The organism is Streptomyces sp. NPDC034670, from assembly GCF_055574875.1.
In genome coordinates, this window is record NZ_JBVITR010000031.1 from 37,286 (window position 1) to 56,892 (window position 19,607).

Here is a 19,607-nt window from a genome sequence, read left to right on the forward strand (position 1 = left end):
GTAACGCGGCCGGGCGGGTCCCTCCTACGTCGTCCAGGACCGGAGGTCCTTGCCGAGCGCCTTCCAGGTGTCCGGGAGCGCCGCCTCGGTGGTCCGTGCGCGGTGCTCCTCGCGGCCGTACAGGACGCCGTAGGCGAAGGTGTTCTCCCCCGCCGCGTGGGCGACGGCGGCCAGCTCGCGCAGGGTCCTGCGGGCCATGACGCTGTCCTGGTGGTCGCCGAGCAGGCCCTGGAGCGCCTTCATGGACGCGACGAGGGTGTCCGCGGGGGCGCCGAGCGCCGGGGCGGCGGCCTCGGCCGCGTACCGGGTGCGCTTGGTCTTCTTGCGGGCCTCGTGCAGGGCGACGTCGCGGTCGTCGCCGGGCGGGAGGTCGAGGGCCCGGGCGACGAGGCCGGACAGCTTGCCGAGGTCCTTGCGCACGGCCTTGGCGAGCACCTTCTCCGGCTCGGCGGCGGCCTTCCGGCGCAGCGGCGGGTCGGCCAGCAGGGCGTCCAGGGCGTCGAGGAGCGCGAGGTGGCGGCGGGAGTCGAGGACGGCGGTGAGGCGGCCGTGGGCCCCGCGGTGGCGGGTCTCGGACCAGGCGGTGAGGCGGTCGCCGACGGGTCCGGAGACGAGGGCGCCGGGCAGCTCGTCCAGGGCCTTCCTCAGGCGCGCGGCGAGCACCTCCTGGTCGCGGTCCAGGCCCAGCTCGCCGGCCAGCCACTTGAGGTCGGTGGCGACGGGGTCGGTCGTCCCGCGGTCGAGGACGGCGCGGTAGGAGCGGAAGGCGCTGCGCAGGCGGCGGGTGGCGACCCTCATGCGGTGGACGGAGTCGGGGACGTCCTGGCGCACGGCGGGGTCGAGCTCGACGAGCGCGTCGCGCTGGGCGCGGACGTAGGCGAGGACGTGGTCGCCCGCGGTGACGGGTTCGCCCACCGCCCGGACCTTGCGCTTCTGCCGGGGTGCGGCCGTCGGTGCGGTGGCCGGGGCGGGCGCCGCCCCGGGCCGGTCGACCGTGGTGGTCGGGGCGGTCTCCGCCAGGGCCCGGGCGAGCTTCGAGGCGGACTTCGAGGGGCGTATGCCCGCCGTGCGGAGCTTCTTCTCGACCCGGTCGAGGAGGGCGGGGTCGGCGCCGTCGGCGAGTTCGACCTCGATCTCGGTCCACCGGGCCGTGCCGCCGTCGCCGTCGTCGGTGAGGCGTTCGGCGTGCACGGTGTCGACGCCGACCTCGGCGAGGAGCCGGCCGGTGCGGTCGAGGAGGTGGCGCAGGTCGCGGTCGGAGCGCAGGCGGACGACGGGGCGCAGGGCGCGCTCGCGGACGCGGGAGCGGACGAGGCGGGCGAGGTCCTCCGGGAGGTCGTCGGAGAGCGGGGCGCGGATCTCGTCCCGCACTCCGGGGGCGACGGGGAACTTCAGGTGCCAGCCGGCGTCGGAGCCGCCGGTGCGGCGGCGCAGGGTGAGGGAGGCGGCGGCCAGGCGCGCGTCGGCGGTGTCGTAGTAGGTGGCGTCGAGGTGGGTGACGCCCTTGTCCCGGACGGACGCGACGCCGGGGATGCCGGTCAGGTCGGGCAGTGCGGTGTTCTCGGGGTCCTCGGACTCGTACTTCCGCTCGATCTCGCGCTGGGTGTCCGCCATGCACCGAATCTAGCCGGTTCGGGTGCGGAGCGGCAGAGGGCCGCCCCGCACCGGTGAGGCGGGCGGTTACGCGGACATCGGCCGTTGCACCTTGATCGACTGGAGCAGGCCGACCGCCAGCCACACGGCGAACATCGACGAGCCCCCGTAGGACACGAACGGCAGGGGGAGGCCGGTGACGGGCATGATGCCGAGGGTCATGCCGATGTTCTCGAAGGACTGGAAGGCGAACCAGGCGACGATGCCGGCGGCGACGATGGTGCCGTAGAGGTCGGTGGTGTCGCGGGCGATGCGGCAGGCGCGCCAGAGGATGACGCCGAGCAGGCCGATGATCAGTGCGCCGCCGACGAAGCCGAGTTCCTCGCCGGCGACGGTGAAGACGAAGTCGGTCTGCTGTTCGGGGACGAACTGGCCGGTGGTCTGGGACCCCTGGAAGAGGCCGGAGCCGGTGAGGCCGCCGGAGCCGATGGCGATGCGGGCCTGGTTGGTGTTGTAGCCGACGCCGGCGGGGTCGAGTTCGGGGTTGGCGAAGGCGGCGAAGCGGTTGATCTGGTACTCGTCGAGCACGCCGAGCTGCCAGACGGTGATCGCGCCGACCGCTCCGGCGCCGAGGAGGCCGAAGACCCACCGGTTGGAGGCGCCGGAGGCGAGGAGCACGCCGAGCACGATGATGACCATGACCATGACCGAGCCGAGGTCGGGCATGAGCATCACGATCAGCATGGGGACGACGGCCAGCCCGAGTGCCTGGAGGACCGTGCGGTGGTCGGGGTAGGGCTTGTCGCCCGCGTCGACCCGGGCGGCGAGCAGCATCGCCATGCCCAGGATGATCGTGACCTTCACGAACTCCGAGGGCTGGAGCGAGAAGCCGCCGCCGAGCTTGATCCAGGAGTGGGCGCCGTTGATGGTGGAGCCCAGGGGGGTGAGCACCAGCAGGACCAGGAAGACCGAGGCGCCGTACAGCAGGGGGACGGCCGTGCGCAGGGTGCGGTGGCCGAGCCAGATCGTGCCGATCATCAGGGCCAGCCCGATGCCGGTGTTCAGCCAGTGCCGGACCAGGAAGTAGTACGGGTCGCCCTGGTTGAGCTCGGTGCGGTTGCGGGTGGCCGAGTAGACCAGGAGCGAGCCGAGCAGGGACAGCACGGTCGCTGACAGCAGTATCGGCCAGTCGAGGCGCCGGGCGAGGGAGTCGCGGGCGAAGATCCGGGTCCAGCCGGCCCGCTCGGGTCCGTACCCGGAGACGTGGAAGCTGTTCACACCGCCGGTCATGCCGCTGTCCTCCGGCTTCCGGTGGCCCGCCGCCGGCAAAGGGCCGGGCGTTCGCCGCCCCGGCGTGGTCCGTCGGCCCGGCGCCCGGCGTCCGGGCACCGGCCGCCGCCCCGGCGCCGGTCGCGGCGGCGGGTGTCGCGGTTGCCGGTCTCCGGGGAGGGGACCGTGCCGGCCTGCTGCTGGCCGGCGGGGTCGTCCGGGCCGTCCTGGGGGGTGGTGGCCCGGGCGTCCGGTGAGGCGGTCGACCGGTCCTCGGCCGGATCCTCGGAGATCTTCGGGGACTTGATGGTGCCGTCCGTCGTGACCTTCGGGAGGGTCTTCTGGGGCTCGGGCAGCAGCGCCTTCTTCTTGTCGATGGTGCCGTCCTCGGCGACGCCGTACAGCGCGTTGTAGATGTTGCGCACGGCGGGGCCCGAGGCGCCGGAGCCGGTACCGCCCTGGGCGATCGTCATGACGATCGCGTAGTCCTCGGTGTAGGTGGCGAACCAGGAGGTGGTCTGCTTGCCGTGGACCTCGGCGGTACCGGTCTTGGCGTGCATGGGGATCTCGTCCTGCGGCCAGCCGCCGAACCGCCAGGCGGCCGTGCCCCGGGTGGCCACGCCCTCGAGGGCCTCGTCCATCTCGGCGAGGGTCTTCTTGGTGACCGGCAGCTTGCCGTACGGCTTGGGCTCGATGTCCGTGACCGTCTTGCCGTCGGGGCTGATGACGGCCTTGCCGACGGTGGGGGTGAGGAGCGTCCCGCCGTTGGAGAGGGCCGCGTAGACGGTGGCCATCTGAATGGGGGTGACGAGGGTGTCGCCCTGGCCGATGGAGTAGTTGACGGAGTCACCGGCGCGCAGCCGGTTGCCCTCGAGGCAGTTCTCGTAGGCGATCTTCTCGGCGTAGCTGCCGTCCTTCTTGCCGTACTTGCACCAGGCGTCCTTGTTGGCCTTCCAGTAGTCCAGCTTCCACTGGCGGTCGGGGACGCGGCCGGTGACCTCGTTGGGCAGGTCGATCCCGGTCTCCTTGCCGAGGCCGAACTGGTGGGCCGTCTTGTAGAACCAGTCGTCGGGGTTCTTCTTCGGCTTGTTGCCGCCGTCGCGCTTCCACTCCTCGTGGGAGAGCCGGTAGAAGACGGTGTCGCAGGAGACCTCCAGGGCGCGGCCGAGGCTGATCGCGCCGTGGTCCTGGGACTCGAAGTTCTTGAAGACCTGGCCGCCGATGGAGTACGAGCTGGTGCAGTCGTAGGGGCCCTTGAAGGAGTAGCCGGCGTTGACCGCGGCCGCCGTCGGGACGACCTTGAAGATGGAGCCGGGTGCCGACTGGCCCTGGATGGCGCGGTTGAGCAGCGGGTAGTTGGAGTTCTTGCCGGTGAGCCGGGCGTAGTCCTTGGAGGAGATGCCGCCGACCCAGGCGTTGGGGTCGTAGGTCGGGTTGGAGGCCATGGCGACGACGCGGCCGGTCTTGGCCTCCATGACGACGACGGCTCCGGAGTCGGCCTCGTAGGTGCGGTTGGTGTTGCGGTCGTGTTCCTTGCGGGCGGCCTTCATGGCCTCGTTCAGCTCGTACTCGGCGATCCGCTGGACGCGGGCGTCGATGCTGGTGACGAGGTTGGCGCCGGGCTCGGCGGGGTCGGACTCGGCCTGGCCGATGACGCGGCCGAGCTTGTCGACCTCGTAGCGGGTGACGCCGGCCTTGCCCCGCAGCTGCTTGTCGTACTGGCGTTCCAGGCCGGAGCGGCCGACCTGGTCGGAGCGCAGGTAGGGCGAGCTGGTGTCCTGCGCCTTCTGGATCTCCTCGTCGGTGACGGGCGAGAGGTAGCCGAGGACCTGGGCGGTGTTGGCCTTGCCGGGGCTCGGGTAGCGGCGCACGGCCTGCGGTTCGGCGGTGATGCCGGGGAAGTCCTCGGCGCGTTCGCGGATCTGCAGGGCCTGCTTGGGGGTGGCCTCGTCGGTGATGGGGATGGGCTGGTACGGCGAGCCGTTCCAGCAAGGCTGGGGGGTCTCGGCGTCGCAGAGCCGGACCTTCTCCTTGACTTCCTTGGGGGTCATGCCGAGGACGCCGGCGAGTTTGGTGAGGACCGCCTCGCCGTCGTCGTCCATCTTCATGAGGTCGGTGCGGGAGGCGGAGACGACCAGGCGGGTCTCGTTGTCGGCGAGGGGGACCCCGCGCGCGTCCAGGATGGAGCCGCGGACCGCGGGCTGGACGACCTGCTGGACGTGGTTGCCGGAGGCCTCCTTGGCGTACTGGTCGCCCTCGCGGATCTGGAGGTACCACAGGCGCCCGCCGAGGGTGCCGAGGAGGGAGAGGACGAGGACCTGGATGACGACGAGCCGGATCTGGACCCGTGGACTGCGACCGGTCTCGGGGATGTTGGTCACGCGGCTCGCTCCCCCTCTCCGTGCGGGTGCGTGTGTGCGGGTACGACGAATACGGCGCGTACGGCGCGTACGGCGCGTACGCGTGGTGAACGGCCGCCCCGCGCGGCGGAGTTCCGGCGTCGCTCGTCCGTTCGGGTGAAGTCCGGCGGGGTCACAGGCGCTTGACCCCCTTGATGCGCCCGGCGCGGGCCACACGCGCCCGGGCCGCCTTCACCCGCAGGCCGCCCCGCTGTCCGCCGATGCGCAGTCCGGTGCCGCCGGTGACCCAGCCGGAGGAGACGTCGCCGGTCTTGGCGGCGGAACTCGTCTCGGCGAGCGGATCGTTCTCGGCGCGCCGGGCCAGGGCCATGACGCCGGGGACGACGAACGGGGCGAGCAGCAGGTCGTACAGCGCGGCGGTGAACAGCAGCCCGCCGAGGCCGACGTGGCGGGCGGCGGTGTCGCCGACGAGGGCGCCGACGCCGGCGTAGAGCAGGGTGGAGCCGAGCGCGGCGGCGACCACCACGACCATGGGGCCGGTGGCCGACCGCACCTGGCCGCTCTCGGGTTTGACGAGCCCGGCGAGGTAGCCGATGACGCACAGCACGAGGGCGTAGCGCCCGGCGGCGTGGTCGGCGGGCGGGGCGAGGTCGGCGAGGAGGCCGGCGGCGAAGCCGACGAGGGCGCCGCCGACGTGACCGTAGACCAGGGCCAGGCCGAGGACAGTGAGCAGCAGCAGGTCGGGGACGGCACCGGGCAGGTGGAGACGGGCGAGGACGCTCACCTGGATCACCAGGGCGACGACGATCAGCGAGCTGGAGAGCAGGATCCGGTTGACGCGCATGGGTGACAGCTCCTACTGCTCTTGCCGGCCGTCGGCGGGGGCGGAGGGCGTGACGGTGACCGTCACGGTCGGCGTGGGGGTCGGCGCGGGCTTCTCGGGCAGCACCGTGTCGCGCGGGTCCTTCTCGGGGGCCTGGACGACGACGCCGACGACGTCGAGCTTGCTGAAGCCGACGAACGGGGTGACGTGGACGGTGCGGGTGAGGTCGCCGCCGGAGGGGTCGACGCGGGAGACGACGCCGACGGGGACGCCGGGCACGAACGGCTTGTCGGCCTGCGAGCCGAAGGTGACCAGGCGGTCGCCCTTCTTGATCTCGGCCCTGCCGTTGAGGAGTTCGACGCGCAGCGGGCGGTCGCCCTGGCCGGAGGCGAAGCCGAGTTCGTCGGTGCCCTCCATGCGGGTGCCGACGGTGAAGTCGGGGTCGCTGGCGAGCAGCACGGTGGCCGTGTCCGGGCCCACGGTGGTGACGCGGCCGACGAGTCCGTCGCCGTTGAGGACGGTCATGTCGCGCTCGATGCCGTCGTTCGCGCCGACGTCGATGGTGATGGTCCAGGAGAAGCCCTGGGCGGCTCCTATGGCGACGACCTGGGCGCCCTTGATGCCGTACTGGCCCTGTCCGGCGATCTTCAGCATCTTGTCGAGCTGCTTCAGCCGGCTGCGGTCGCGGTCGTCGCTGCCGAGTTCGGCCTTGAGCGCGATGTTCTCCCGCTCGAGCGCGGCGAGCCGGTCGTGGCGGTCGCCGGAGTCCCGGACCGCGGAGATCGCGTTGCCGATCGGGTCGACCGCGCCCGACACCCCGTTCTCGATGGGGCCGAAGACCGTCGCCGCGGCCTGCCGGGCACCGTCGACCGGTGAGTCCTCCCCGCCGCGGATGTCCACCGTGATCAGTGCGAACGCGATGGCGATCAGCAGCACCAGGAGCAGCCGGCTCTCTCGTGTGTCCCTCACGTGCGGCGGCCGTGCCTTCCTCGTCGAGAACGGGTATGGGGGGTGTCGGTGTGTTCAGATGTGCTGGTTCGGATGTGCGGAGGCGTCAGGCGACCGGTGCCTCCATATCAATGATTCCGCCGTACGGAAAAAGGTTGTCCCGTACGGCGGAATCGTTGGATCCGGTCATCTGCGCGGCTGGGCGTCCAGCACCTGCTGGAGCGCCTCGAACTCCTCGACGCACTTGCCGGAGCCGAGCGCCACGCTGTCCAGCGGGTCCTCGGCGATGTGGATCGGCATCCCCGTCTCCCGGCGCAGCCGCTCGTCCAGGCCGCGCAGCAGCGCTCCGCCGCCGGTCAGCACGATGCCCCGGTCCATGATGTCGCCGGACAGCTCCGGCGGGCACTTGTCGAGGGTGGTCTTGACGGCGTCGACGATGGAGTTGACGGGTTCCTCGATCGCCTTGCGGACCTCCCCGGCGGAGATGACCACGGTCTTGGGCAGCCCGGAGACGAGGTCCCGGCCGCGGATTTCGGTGTGCTCGTCGGTGTCCAGGTCGTACGCCGAACCGATCGTGATCTTGATCTGTTCGGCCGTCCGCTCACCCAGCAGGAGGGAGTACTCCTTCTTGACGTGCTGGATGATCGCGTTGTCCAGTTCGTCACCCGCCACGCGGATGGACTGGGCGGTGACGATGCCGCCGAGGGAGATGACCGCGACCTCCGTGGTGCCGCCGCCGATGTCCACCACCATGTTGCCCGTGGCCTCGTGGACCGGCAGGCCCGAACCGATGGCCGCGGCCATGGGCTCCTCGATGATGTGCACCTGACGGGCGCCGGCCTGGGACGATGCTTCGATGACGGCACGGCGCTCGACGCCGGTGATGCCCGAGGGCACACAGACGACGACTCGCGGCCGAGCCAGATACCGCCGCTTGTGGATCTTCAGGATGAAGTAGCGGAGCATCCGCTCGGTGATCTCGAAGTCGGCGATGACGCCGTCCTTCAGCGGGCGCACGGCAACGATGTTGCCGGGCGTGCGCCCGATCATCTTCTTCGCTTCGGCGCCGACCGCGAGGATCCCACCGGTGTTGGTGTTGATCGCGACGACGGACGGCTCGTTGAGTACGATCCCGCGACCCCTGACGTACACCAGCGTGTTGGCGGTCCCGAGGTCGACAGCCATGTCACGGCCGATGAACGACATTGAGTTCCCCATCAGGATTCGTCTGGCCTCCCCACGAGCTTTGAGGGCTTTTCAGGTCGGCGAGGTGGGTGCTGTGACGTGAAGGCTTCCATGGTAGACGGGCCTTCGCGAACACTGCGCGAGGGTCTTCGCCATTGTCATCCGATGACGCGTCCCCCTGCTTGTGGGGACGGTCCATCGGGGGCATCCGTTCCCCCGAACGATGCGCATATGCCGGAAAAGGGGCCGGGGGCAAAGCCCCCGGCCCCCCTGAGAGGCGGGCGAACGCTCCCCCGGGCACCCCGGGGGAACCGCGCACGGCCGCGACGTGATCGTTATGCGCCCCCGCTACACCCGGCCGGGGAAGAAGATCTTCACCTCGCGCTCGGCGGACTCCTCGGAGTCGGAGGCGTGGATCAGGTTCTCCCGGACGATCACGCCGAAGTCCCCGCGGATCGATCCCGGCGCCGCGGCGATCGGGTCGGTGGGACCGGCCAGTTGACGCACTCCCTCGATGACCCGCTCGCCCTCGACGATCATCGCCACGACCGGCCCGGAGGCCATGAACTCCATCAGCGGCTCGTAGAACGGCTTGCCCTGGTGCTCGCCGTAGTGCTGCTCCAGCGTGTCCTGGTCCAGGGTGCGCAGCTCCAGCGCGGTGATCCGCCAGCCGGCCTTGCGCTCGATACGGCTGATGATCTCGCCGGTCAGGCCGCGACGGACGGCGTCCGGCTTGAGGAGGACGAGGGTGCGCTGGGTCACGACGGAACTCCTTGTGCGTCAGATGTGCGGGGTGATGAGGTTACCGGGCGTGTCGGGGCGTCCGTCACGCAGCGTCAGGCTGGTCGGCCCGAGCGGCGAACCGGGCCTTCGCCTCGTCCACCTTCCGCCCGAAATGCACCGAGGCCCACCACAGCGCCGCGAACACCGCGCCCAGGAAGAACATCGTCGGGACGAAGAAGCCGGAGGCGACGAGGGCGAGCTGCAGCACCCAGCCGAGGACCACGCCGCCGGGCCGGGTGATCATCCCGCACAGGGCCACGCACAGGAACATGGCGACGCCGCACACGGTCCACACGGTGGCCGTGGACAGGTCCGGGTCCTTCATCGCGACCAGCCCGGCGAAGCCGATGATGAAGACCTCGCCGATCAGGGTCGAAGCGCAGAGGGTACGCACGTTTCTCAGCCCCTCCCCAGGAGCAGTCGGGCCTCGCCGACAGTGATGACGGAACCGGTGACGAGCACGCCGCCGCCCGCGAACTCGCCCTCCTCCTCGGCGAGCGTGATCGCGGCCTCCAGGGCGTCGGGCAGCCGGGGCTCGACCTGGACGCGGTCCTCGCCGAACACCTCGACGGCGATGGACGCCAGCTCGTCGGCGTCCATCGCGCGGTGGCTGGAGTTCTGCGTGACGACGACCTCGGCGAAGACCGGCTCGAACGCCTCGAGCAGCCCGCGCACGTTCTTGTCGCCGCTCGCGCCGACGACGCCGACCAGCCGGCTGAACTGGAACGCCTCCCCGATCGCCTCGGCCGCCGCCCGCGCGCCCGCCGGGTTGTGGGCGGCGTCCAGGACGACGGTCGGCGACCGGCGCACGACCTCGAGCCGGCCCGGTGAGGCGACGGCGGCGAAGGCCTTGCGCACGGTGTCGAGGTCGAGCGGTTCGGCGCGCTGGGCGCCGACGCCGAAGAACGCCTCCACGGCGGCGAGCGCGACGGCCGCGTTGTGCGCCTGGTGGGCGCCGTGCAGCGGCAGGTACACCTCGGGGTACTCGCCGCCGAGTCCGCGCAGGGTGAGCAGCTGCCCGCCGACGGCGACCTGCCGGTCGACGACGCCGAACTCCAGACCCTCCCGCGCCACGGTCGCGTCCACCTCGACGGCCTTCTTCAGCAGCACCTGCGCCGCGTCCACCGGCTGCTGGGCCATGATCACCGTGGCGTCCCGCTTGATGACGCCGGCCTTCTCCCCGGCGATCTCGGCGGGGGTGGTGCCGAGCCGGTCGGTGTGGTCGAGGGCGATGGGCGTCACCACGGCGACGTCGGCGTCGATCACGTTGGTGGCGTCCCAGCTGCCGCCCATGCCGACCTCGACGACCGCCACGTCCACGGGCGCGTCGGCGAAGGCGGCGTACGCCATGCCGGTGAGCACCTCGAAGAAGGACAGCCGGTACTCCTGCCGCGCGTCGACCATCTCGACGTACGGCCGGACGTCCCGGTAGGTCTCGACGAACCGCTCGGCGGAGATCGGCGCGCCGTCGAGGCTGATCCGCTCGGTGATCGACTGGACGTGCGGCGAGGTGTACCGCCCGGTGCGCAGCTCGAAGGCGCCGAGCAGGGCCTCGATCATGCGGGCGGTGGAGGTCTTGCCGTTGGTGCCGGTGATGTGGATCGAGGGGTAGGAGCGCTGCGGCTCGCCCAGCACGTCCATCAGCGCGGAGATCCGGGCGACCGACGGCTCCAGCTTGGTCTCGCCCCAGCGCGTCGCCAGCTCCGCCTCGACCTCCCTGAGGGCCCGGTCGACCTCGGGGTCCTCCGGCCGCGCGGGCACGTCGGCCTGCGGCGGCCCGCCCTGCGTGCGCAGGGTGCGGCTGCCGGCCTCGATCACCGCGAGGTCGGGGTCGCGGTCGGTCTCGGCGGCGATGATCTCGTCGAAGGAGTCGAGGGGGTCACCGGGGTCGGGCCGGTCGTGGTTGCCGTTCGGGGGGAGCTCGCTCACGGGGCCAGTCTACGGAGGCCCGGACGGGTCCGGGGCCGGGCACCCCGCGGCCACGGCGACGGCCCTGCGGCCACGGCGACGGCCCCGGGACCCGCGACGGGTCCCGGGGCCGCGCGCCGGGGTGCCTACGCCTGCGGCAGCCGCTCCAGCTGCGTCCGGATGCGGGCGATGTCCTCGTCCGCCCTGGCGAGCCGGGTGCGGATCTTCTCCACCACCTGGTCCGGCGCCTTCGCCAGGAACGCCTCGTTGCCGAGCTTGGCCGTGGCCTGGGCCTTCTCCTTCTCCGCGGCCGCGAGGTCCTTGGCGAGCCGCTTGCGCTCGGCGGCCACGTCGATCACGCCGGACAGGTCCAGCGCGACCTCGACCCCGGCGACCGGCAGGGTCGCCGTCGCGGTGAAGGCCTCGCCCTCCGGCTGCAGGCGCAGCAGCTGGCGGATGGCCGCCTCGTGCCGCGCCAGCGCCGTGCCGTCGAGGCTCAGCCGGGCCGGGACCCGCTGGCCGGGCTGGAGGCCCTGGTCGGCGCGGAACCGGCGGACCTCGGTGATGACCGACTGGAGCGTGGCGATCTCCCGCTCGGCGTCGGCGTCCCGGAAGCCGCCGTCCTTCGGCCAGTCGGCGATGACGACCGACTCGCCGCCGGTCAGCGTGGTCCACAGCGTCTCGGTGACGAACGGGACCACCGGGTGCAGCAGCCGCAGCGTGACGTCGAGGACCTCGCCGAGGACCCTCTTGGAGACCTCGGCCGGCTCGCCGCCCGCCTGGAACGTCGTCTTGGACAGCTCGACGTACCAGTCGAAGACCTCGTCCCAGGCGAAGTGGAACAGCGCGTCCGACAGCTTGGCGAACTGGAAGTCGTCGTAGTACGCGTCGACCTCGGCCACGACCGAGTTCAGCCGGGACAGGATCCAGCGGTCGGTCGGCGACATCCTCGACGCGTCCGGCAGCGGGCCCTCGACCGTGGCGCCGTTCATCAGCGCGAAGCGCGTGGCGTTCCAGATCTTGTTGGCGAAGTTGCGCGAGCCCTGGACCCAGTCCTCGCCGATCGGCACGTCGACACCGGGGTTGGCGCCGCGCGCGAGCGTGAAGCGCAGGGCGTCGCTGCCGTACTTGTCCATCCAGTCCAGCGGGTTGACCGCGTTGCCGAAGGACTTCGACATCTTCTTGCCGAACTGGTCGCGGACCATGCCGTGCAGGGCGATGGTGTGGAACGGCGGGGTGCCGTCCATCGCGTACAGGCCGAACATCATCATCCGGGCGACCCAGAAGAAGAGGATGTCGTAGCCGGTGACCAGGACGGAGTTCGGGTAGAACTTCGCGAGCGAATCCGTCCGCTCCGGCCAGCCGAGGGTGGAGAAGGGCCACAGGCCGGAGGAGAACCAGGTGTCGAGGACGTCGGTGTCCTGGTGCCAGCCCTCGCCGCTCGGCGGCTCCTCGTCCGGGCCGACGCAGACGACCTCGCCGTCCGGCCCGTACCAGACCGGGATGCGGTGGCCCCACCACAGCTGACGCGAGATGCACCAGTCGTGGAGGTTGTCGACCCAGTCGAAGTACCGCTTCTCCATCTCCCGCGGGTGGATCGCGACCCGGCCGTCGCGGACGGCGTCGCCGGCCGCCTTCGCCAGCGGGCCGACCTTGACCCACCACTGCATGGACAGGCGCGGCTCGACGGTGGTCTTGCAGCGCGAGCAGTGGCCGACGGAGTGGACGTAGGGCCGCTTCTCGGCGACGATCCGGCCCTCGGCGCGCAGCGCGGCGACGATGGCGGACCGGGCCTCGAGGCGGTCCAGGCCCTGGAAGGGGCCGTGCACGGTGATGACGGCGTGCTCGTCCATCACGGTGAGGGAGGGCAGGCCGTGGCGCCGGCCGATCTCGAAGTCGTTCGGGTCGTGCGCCGGGGTCACCTTGACGGCGCCGGTGCCGAACTCCGGGTCGACGTGCTCGTCGGCGACGACCGGGATGGAGCGGTCGGTCAGCGGCAGCTTGATCAGCTTGCCGACCAGGTGCTTGTACCGCTCGTCCTCGGGGTGGACGGCGACGGCCGTGTCGCCGAGCATCGTCTCGGCACGGGTGGTGGCGACGACGATGGTGTCGTCCCCGTCGCCGTACTTCATGGAGACGAGCTCGCCGTCGTCGTCCTGGTACTCGACCTCGATGTCGGAGATGGCGGTCAGGCACCGGGGGCACCAGTTGATGATGCGCTCGGCGCGGTAGATCAGCTCGTCGTCGTAGAGGCGCTTGAAGATGGTCTGGACGGCCTTCGACAGCCCCTCGTCCATGGTGAAGCGCTCACGCGACCAGGCGACGCCGTCGCCGAGGCGGCGCATCTGGCCGGAGATCTGCCCGCCGGACTCGCCCTTCCACTGCCAGACGCGCTCGACGAAGGCCTCCCGGCCGAGGTCGTGCCGGGACTTGCCCTCCTTCGCCAGCTCCCGCTCGACGACGTTCTGCGTGGCGATGCCGGCGTGGTCCATGCCCGGCTGCCACAGCGTCTCGTACCCCTGCATCCGCTTGCGGCGGGTCAGGGCGTCGATGAGGGTGTGCTCGAAGGCGTGCCCCAGGTGCAGGCTGCCCGTGACGTTCGGCGGCGGGATGACGACGGTGTACGGCGGCTTGTCGCTCCCCGCGTCCGCCTCGAAGTAACCGCGCTCCACCCAGCGCTCGTACAGCGGCCCCTCTACGTCGGCCGGCACGTACTGGGTCGGCAGTTCGGTCGTGGGGGCTGGTCGCGGCTGCTGAGTGTTCTCGGTCACGGGGGTCAGTTTAGAGGTGTCACGACCCAGTCCCGAAACGCGATTGCTTTGTAACGGTGCACCCCCCGGTGGCCTGAACGGGTCGCTCCTGAGTGAGGATGTCAGCGACACGTAAGCATCTGGAGGGGAACCCAGGAATGAGCTACAACCAGCCGGGCCCGTACGGCGGGCAGCCCCAGCAGCCCGGACCGTACGGCCAGCCGGGTCCTTACGGCCAGCAGCCGCAGGCTCCGCAGCCCGGCTACGGCTACCCCCAGCAGGCTCCCCCGCCCGGCCAGCCCGGCTACGGCCACCCGCAGCAGCCCGGCGGCCCGGGCGTCCCGCCCCAGCAGCCCGGACCGTACGGCCAGCAGCCACCCTACGGCCAGGCCCCGTACGGCACGCCGCCCCAGCCCCCGGCGTCGGGCGGCGGCGGCAAGAAGGCCGGGATCGTCGTCGGCGCGGTGGCGGTCGTGGCGGCGATCGCCGTGGGCGCGTACTTCGTGATCGGCGGGGGCGGCGGCTCGGACGTCGCCGACGACGGCCCGCACAAGCTGACGACCCCGGCGACCGTGCTCGGCGGCGAGTACAAGAAGGGCAGCGGCGCGGGCAGCGGCGGCTTCGACGAGAGCGACATGAAGGAAGCCGAGAAGCACGGCGTCAAGAACGCCAAGGACGTCAACGCGGTCTACCAGGCCGGGGACGAGAACAACCCGTTCGCCATGAAGATGGTCCAGTTCATGGGCGTCTACGGCGAGATCGACGACCCGGAGAAGGTCATCGACGCCATGTTCTCGGAGCTGGAGAAGAACGCCTCCGAGGACAAGGACGCCGAGGCCGAGCTCGTCGGCAGCCCGGAGGGCTTCGAGCCGAGCGCCCTGGACGGCGCCGTCCTGAAGTGCCAGGCGATCAAGACCAAGACCGACGGCGCCGCGACGGGCGACGCGCCCGCCGGGCCCTCGGAGGTCAACATGCCGGTGTGCATCTGGGGCGACCACAGCACGCTGGCCGTCGTCATCAGCACCGACCTGGCCGACGCCATGGCCGGCAAGCCCGCCGACCTGGAGAAGGCCGCCGACATCACCGCCAAGTTCCGCAAGGACGTGCGCGTCAAGATCTGACGCCGGCCCCGGAGACGGGAAGGGGCCCCGGTCCGGCTTGGGTTCAAGGGGTCGTCGCAACACCGCTTGGTTTCAGGTGGTGAGTAGATCACGTAGACGCTCGGCTGGGGTATCCCAGCCGAGCGTCTTGCGTGGGCGGCCGTTGAGTTCCTGGGCGACGTGTTCGAGGTCTTCGGGGCTGTGGACGCTCAGGTCGGTGCCCTTGGGGAAGTACTGCCGCAGCAGTCCGTTGGTGTTCTCGTTCGAGCCGCGTTGCCAGGGCGAGGCGGGGTCGCAGAAGTAGACGGGCATGCCGGTGGCCATGCTGAACTGCTTGTGGCGTGCCATCTCGCTGCCCTGGTCCCAGGTGAGGGAGCCGCGCAGGTGGGCGGGCAGGGTCTGGATCGTGGCGACGAGGCCGTCGCGGACGGTCTCGGCGTCGTGGGCTCCGCCGGGCAGGTGGACCAGCATGGTGTAGCGGGTGCTGCGCTCGACCAGGGTGGCGATCGCGGAGCGGCCGCCCTGGCCGATGATCAGGTCGCCTTCCCAGTGACCGGGCACGGCCCGGTCCTCGATGTCGGCGGGGCGGTCGCTGATCATCACCATCGGGTCGGTGAACCGTGGGGTGCGCCGCTGGGGGTCCCGGCGTGGTCTGCGGCGGGTGCGGCCGGAACGGACGGCCGCCTGCACCTCCCGTTTCAGGCCGCCGCGGGCCTGGAAATACAGCGCCTGGTAGACCGTCTCCACGCTCACCCGCATGCTCTCGTCGTCGGGACACTCCTTGCGTAGAGCGTGGCAGATCTGTTCCGGTGACCACCGCCTGCGCAGTCCGTCCTGGACGAAGCGGCGCAGCCGTCCCTCGCGCAGCAGTTTGCGCTCCTTGGGCCGGGGCCTGCGGGCGGCGGCGGCGCGGTGGGCGGCGTAGGGCTGGTAGCCCTCGCTGCCCGAGTTCGCGTCGATCTCCCGCTTGACCGTGCTCGCCGGCCGTCCCAGGGCTCGTCCGATCGCCCGCAGCGAGTGGCCCGCCGCATGGAGATCGCGGATCCGTTCGCGCTCGGCGAGCGTCAGGAACCGCGGGTGGAGCTGCTTTTCCAGGGCGCTCAGGCCCACCGGTGGCGTGGTCACACCGGACATCGTGACGGTCCCGGCCGCGTAGTCGACGCGGCGGCCGTCGGCGTAGGTGCGTGTGGTGCCGCTCTTCTTGACGCCCCAGTCCCAGTCCTTGGCCGTGCGTTCGTTCACGCCGACCTGCCGGGCCGCGACCCGGCGTGCGACACCGGCGGCCCGAAGCCGCTCGTACTCGTCGCGCCCGGGATGCCGGCGCGGCAGACGAACCGAGCTCCGTCCAGCTTTCCGGGCCCAGCTGAAAGCAGTGTTCCGGTTCACCCCCAGCTCACGCGCCACCACGGTCACGTTCCCCACGGCATCCAGCCGCGCAAGGAAACGCTCCCGCAGCCCCGCAAGATCATCGCGCCCAACGACCACGGTCCTCGCAACTCCCACAGATCGCGGGTGTTGCGAGGACCGTTAGAACCCAAGCGGTGACCGGGGCCCCTTCCCGTGCGTTTGCCGTCGTCACGCCGTCTTCTGCTCGCCCGGCCCCCGGCCGCGGGCGTCGCGCGGGATGAGGGTCGGGTTGACGTTGGAGAGGACCACGTCGGCGGTGATGACCACGCGGGCGACGTCCTTGCGGGACGGGACCTCGTACATCACGCCCTGGAGGACCTCCTCCATGATGGCGCGCAGGCCGCGCGCGCCGGTCTGGCGGAGGATGGCCTGGTCGGCGATGGCCTCCAGCGCCTCGCGCTCGAAGTCCAGCTCCACGCCGTCGAGTTCGAAGAGGCGCTGGTACTGCTTGACCAGGGCGTTGCGCGGCTCGACGAGGATCTTGAGCAGGGCCTCGCGGTCGAGGTTGTGGACCGAGGTGATGACCGGGAGGCGGCCGATGAACTCGGGGATCATGCCGAACTTGACCAGGTCCTCCGGCATGACCTCCTCGAACTGGTCCTTGGACTCCAGCTCCCGCTTGGAGCGGATCGTCGCGCCGAAGCCGATGCCCTTGGCGCCGGCCCGGCCCTCGATGATCTTCTCCAGGCCCGCGAAGGCACCGCCCACGATGAACAGCACGTTCGTCGTGTCGATCTGGATGAACTCCTGGTGCGGGTGCTTGCGGCCGCCCTGCGGCGGCACCGAGGCCGTGGTGCCCTCGAGGATCTTCAGCAGGGCCTGCTGGACGCCCTCACCGCTGACGTCCCGCGTGATCGACGGGTTCTCGCTCTTGCGGGCGACCTTGTCGATCTCGTCGATGTAGATGATCCCGGTCTCGGCCTTCTTGACGTCGTAGTCGGCCGCCTGGATCAGCTTCAGCAGGATGTTCTCGACGTCCTCGCCGACGTACCCCGCCTCCGTGAGCGCCGTCGCGTCGGCGATCGCGAAGGGGACGTTCAGCATGCGGGCCAGGGTCTGGGCCAGCAGCGTCTTGCCGGAGCCCGTGGGGCCCAGCAGGAGGATGTTGGACTTCGCCAGCTCGATGGCGTCCTCGCGGCCCTGGGCGCCGCCGTTCTCGCCGGCCTGGACACGCTTGTAGTGGTTGTACACCGCGACCGAGAGGGCCTTCTTCGCCGACTCCTGGCCGACCACGTACCCCTCGAGGAACTCGTAGATCTCGCGGGGCTTGGGCAGCTCCTCCCAGCGGACCTCGCTGGTCTCGGCGAGTTCTTCCTCGATGATCTCGTTGCAGAGATCGATGCACTCGTCGCAGATGTACACACCGGGCCCTGCGATGAGCTTCTTGACCTGCTTCTGGCTCTTCCCGCAGAACGAGCACTTGAGCAGATCGCCGCCGTCACCGATGCGTGCCACGGTGTGCTTCCCCTTCGCCTGGGAACCGCCCGGACGTCGACGTCCGGTGGCTCCTGGTGCTGCCTTATGTCCGACGGTACCTTGCCGGGCCCTCCGTTCGGGCCCCCCTTGGCACGGTTCGCTTTGACGTGAATCGCGTCAAACCGTGTCAAGGGGCGGCAGACGATACAGCCTCCCGAAGCCCGACGCGTCAGCGCAGGCTGGCGTTGTCCATCTTCCGGGTGGTGATGATCTGGTCGATCAGGCCGTACTGCAGCGCGTCCTCGGCCGTGAGGATCTTGTCGCGCTCGATGTCCTCGCGGATCTGGTCGATCGGCCGGGTGGAGTGCTTGGCCAGCATCTCCTCCAGCTGCGTCCGCATCCGCAGGATCTCGTTCGCGGCGATCTCCAGGTCGGAGACCTGGCCGCGGCCGGTCTCGCTGTACGGCTGGTGGATCAGCACGCGCGCGTTCGGCAGCGCCATGCGCTTGCCGGGCGTGCCGGCGGCCAGCAGGACGGCGGCGGCGGAGGCCGCCTGGCCCATGCAGACCGTCTGGATGTCCGGCTTCACGTACTGCATCGTGTCGTAGATCGCGGTGAGCGCCGTGAAGGAACCGCCGGGGCTGTTGATGTAGACCGAGATGTCCCGGTCGGGGTCCATCGACTCCAGGCACAGCAGCTGCGCCATGACGTCGTTGGCGGAGGCGTCGTCGATCTGGACGCCGAGGAAGATCACGCGCTCCTCGAAGAGCTTCGCGTACGGGTCGTACTCGCGGATGCCCTGGGAGGTGCGCTCGACGAAGCGCGGGATGACGTAACGGGACTCGGCCGCGGGGCCGGTGTACTCGGCGCGCGTGCGGTCGTACAGGCCGCTGCCGGGGAAGTCGTTCACGGGTGTCTCCTGGAAGGGGGCTGAGGCGGTCGGCTGGGGCTGCTGGGGCTGTTCTCCGGGCCCGGACGGCCCCCGGGCGGGGTCCGCGGGGCCGCGAGGGGCTCCGTGGGGCCGGCTCAGGCCCCGGTGCCGCCGCCGCCCGGCATGCCGGCGGCCGTGGCGATCACGTCGTCGATGAGGCCGTACTCCTTGGCCTCGAAGGCGTCGAACCAGCGGTCGCGGTCGGAGTCGCGGGTGATCTGCTCGACCGTCTGACCGGTGTGCTGGGCCGTGAGCTCGGCCATGCGCCGCTTGGTGTGCAGCAGCCGCTCGGCGTGGATCTTGATGTCCGAGGCCGAGCCGGCCAGGCCGGCGGACGGCTGGTGGATCAGGATCTCGGCGTTGGGCAGGGCGAAGCGCTTGCCGGGGGTGCCGGCGCTCAGCAGGAACTGGCCCATGGAGGCCGCCAGGCCCATGGCGATCGTCACCACGTCGTTCTTGATGTACTGCATGGTGTCGTAGATCGCCATGCCGGCCGTGATGGAGCCGCCGGGGCTGTTGATGTACAGGTAGATGTCCTTGTCCGGGTCGGAGGCAAGGAGCAGCAGCTGTGCGGTGATCTTGTTCGCGATGTCGTCGTCGACCGGCTGGCCGAGGAAGATGATCCGCTCGTTGAGCAGCCGGTTGTAGACCTGGTCGCCGAGGCCACCACCGATGGAGGGCTCGCCGGCGGCGGAGGGCATCAGATTCGTCACGTATCCACCTGCTCGTCTTACGACGGCGCCGGGCCGTCTCACGTGTTCTGCCGGGGCTGGGGCCGTCCGGCGGTGCTCGGGGACTCCCCTGCCCTCGTATTCATGGACCCTAACGCGCGGGTCCCTTCGGGGAATCCCGCAGCGGGGGGTGTTCGCCGGGGGCGTAGCGCGGTGCGCCCCCGGCGCTGGGCGCCGCCGCCCGCTCGCCGCGGCCGGGCCGGCGGGGGCGGGCGACTTGCCGGGTACCCGCGGCCGCACGCGCCCACGCGCGGAGCCGCGCGGCGGTGCGGCCCGTGCCCGCGCGGCGGGAGACGACGGGGCCCCGGGGGGGGTGTGGCCCAGGGCTCCCCGTCCGCCACCGCCAGGGGGCGCGGGGGCGGGTCCTCTGGTTTTTTCTTTTGTGGGGGGCTTTTGGGCTTTG

General features: G+C 71.1%; 15 protein-coding genes. 1 reads left to right on the forward strand and 14 read right to left on the reverse strand.

The window, feature by feature from the left end; translation table 11 throughout:
• Positions 1–24 precede the first annotated feature (24 nt).
• The 10 genes from ACZ56B_RS20580 to ACZ56B_RS20625 all read right to left on the reverse strand — a co-directional run bounded on the left by ACZ56B_RS20580 (position 25) and on the right by ACZ56B_RS20625 (position 13,640).
• Positions 25–1,614 carry a CYTH and CHAD domain-containing protein gene (locus tag ACZ56B_RS20580; RefSeq protein ID WP_468792179.1) on the reverse strand — a complete coding sequence of 530 codons (1,590 nt, stop codon included), beginning with the start codon at positions 1,612–1,614 and terminating at the stop codon, positions 25–27.
• Between the two features lie 66 nt (positions 1,615–1,680).
• Complete coding sequence (gene rodA / locus ACZ56B_RS20585) at positions 1,681–2,883, reverse strand: rod shape-determining protein RodA (RefSeq protein ID WP_468792182.1); 1,203 nt, start codon at positions 2,881–2,883, stop codon at positions 1,681–1,683.
• Positions 2,880–5,243 (reverse strand): penicillin-binding protein 2, encoded by a 2,364-nt coding sequence (mrdA, locus tag ACZ56B_RS20590; protein WP_468792185.1) that lies wholly within the window; start codon positions 5,241–5,243, stop codon positions 2,880–2,882. Before mrdA ends, rodA begins: the two co-directional genes overlap by 4 nt.
• 151 nt (positions 5,244–5,394) lie before the next feature.
• A complete protein-coding gene (gene mreD, locus ACZ56B_RS20595) occupies positions 5,395–6,066 on the reverse strand; it encodes a rod shape-determining protein MreD (protein WP_468792188.1) in 672 nt (223 codons plus the stop codon).
• A 12-nt stretch (positions 6,067–6,078) separates the two neighbouring features.
• The gene (mreC, locus tag ACZ56B_RS20600; protein ID WP_468792191.1) at positions 6,079–7,014 is read right to left on the reverse strand and encodes a rod shape-determining protein MreC; all 936 of its coding nucleotides are present in this window, start codon (positions 7,012–7,014) and stop codon (positions 6,079–6,081) included.
• A gap of 165 nt (positions 7,015–7,179) precedes the next feature.
• Positions 7,180–8,199 (reverse strand): rod shape-determining protein, encoded by a 1,020-nt coding sequence (locus ACZ56B_RS20605; protein WP_468792285.1) that lies wholly within the window; start codon positions 8,197–8,199, stop codon positions 7,180–7,182.
• Between the two features lie 327 nt (positions 8,200–8,526).
• Positions 8,527–8,940: a nucleoside-diphosphate kinase gene (gene ndk, locus ACZ56B_RS20610; RefSeq protein ID WP_468792194.1), complete on the reverse strand. Its 414-nt coding sequence runs from the start codon at positions 8,938–8,940 to the stop codon at positions 8,527–8,529.
• Positions 8,941–9,004: 64 nt separating this feature from the next.
• Entirely contained in the window at positions 9,005–9,355 is a 351-nt protein-coding gene (locus tag ACZ56B_RS20615; RefSeq protein ID WP_468792197.1) for a DUF4233 domain-containing protein, read from the reverse strand.
• Positions 9,356–9,360: 5 nt separating this feature from the next.
• The gene (gene folC, locus ACZ56B_RS20620; protein ID WP_468792200.1) at positions 9,361–10,890 is read right to left on the reverse strand and encodes a bifunctional tetrahydrofolate synthase/dihydrofolate synthase; all 1,530 of its coding nucleotides are present in this window, start codon (positions 10,888–10,890) and stop codon (positions 9,361–9,363) included.
• Positions 10,891–11,015: 125 nt separating this feature from the next.
• Positions 11,016–13,640 carry a valine--tRNA ligase gene (locus ACZ56B_RS20625; protein WP_468792203.1) on the reverse strand — a complete coding sequence of 875 codons (2,625 nt, stop codon included), beginning with the start codon at positions 13,638–13,640 and terminating at the stop codon, positions 11,016–11,018.
• Positions 13,641–13,777: 137 nt separating this feature from the next.
• Here ACZ56B_RS20625 and ACZ56B_RS20630 point away from each other — a divergent pair, with 137 nt between their 5' ends.
• Entirely contained in the window at positions 13,778–14,740 is a 963-nt protein-coding gene (locus tag ACZ56B_RS20630) for a hypothetical protein (RefSeq protein WP_468792206.1), read from the forward strand.
• A gap of 72 nt (positions 14,741–14,812) precedes the next feature.
• On the opposite strand, the gene ACZ56B_RS20635 is transcribed toward ACZ56B_RS20630, so the two are convergent.
• The 4 genes from ACZ56B_RS20635 to ACZ56B_RS20650 all read right to left on the reverse strand — a co-directional run bounded on the left by ACZ56B_RS20635 (position 14,813) and on the right by ACZ56B_RS20650 (position 19,174).
• On the reverse strand, positions 14,813–16,048 hold the full coding sequence (locus ACZ56B_RS20635; RefSeq protein WP_468792287.1) for an IS30 family transposase: 1,236 nt from the start codon (positions 16,046–16,048) through the stop codon (positions 14,813–14,815).
• 246 nt (positions 16,049–16,294) lie between these two features.
• Positions 16,295–17,581 carry an ATP-dependent Clp protease ATP-binding subunit ClpX gene (clpX, locus tag ACZ56B_RS20640; RefSeq protein ID WP_468792209.1) on the reverse strand — a complete coding sequence of 429 codons (1,287 nt, stop codon included), beginning with the start codon at positions 17,579–17,581 and terminating at the stop codon, positions 16,295–16,297.
• Between the two features lie 190 nt (positions 17,582–17,771).
• The gene (locus ACZ56B_RS20645; RefSeq protein WP_468792212.1) at positions 17,772–18,452 is read right to left on the reverse strand and encodes an ATP-dependent Clp protease proteolytic subunit; all 681 of its coding nucleotides are present in this window, start codon (positions 18,450–18,452) and stop codon (positions 17,772–17,774) included.
• Positions 18,453–18,568: 116 nt separating this feature from the next.
• A complete protein-coding gene (locus tag ACZ56B_RS20650) occupies positions 18,569–19,174 on the reverse strand; it encodes an ATP-dependent Clp protease proteolytic subunit (protein WP_437023232.1) in 606 nt (201 codons plus the stop codon).
• Between the last annotated feature and the right edge of the window lie 433 nt (positions 19,175–19,607).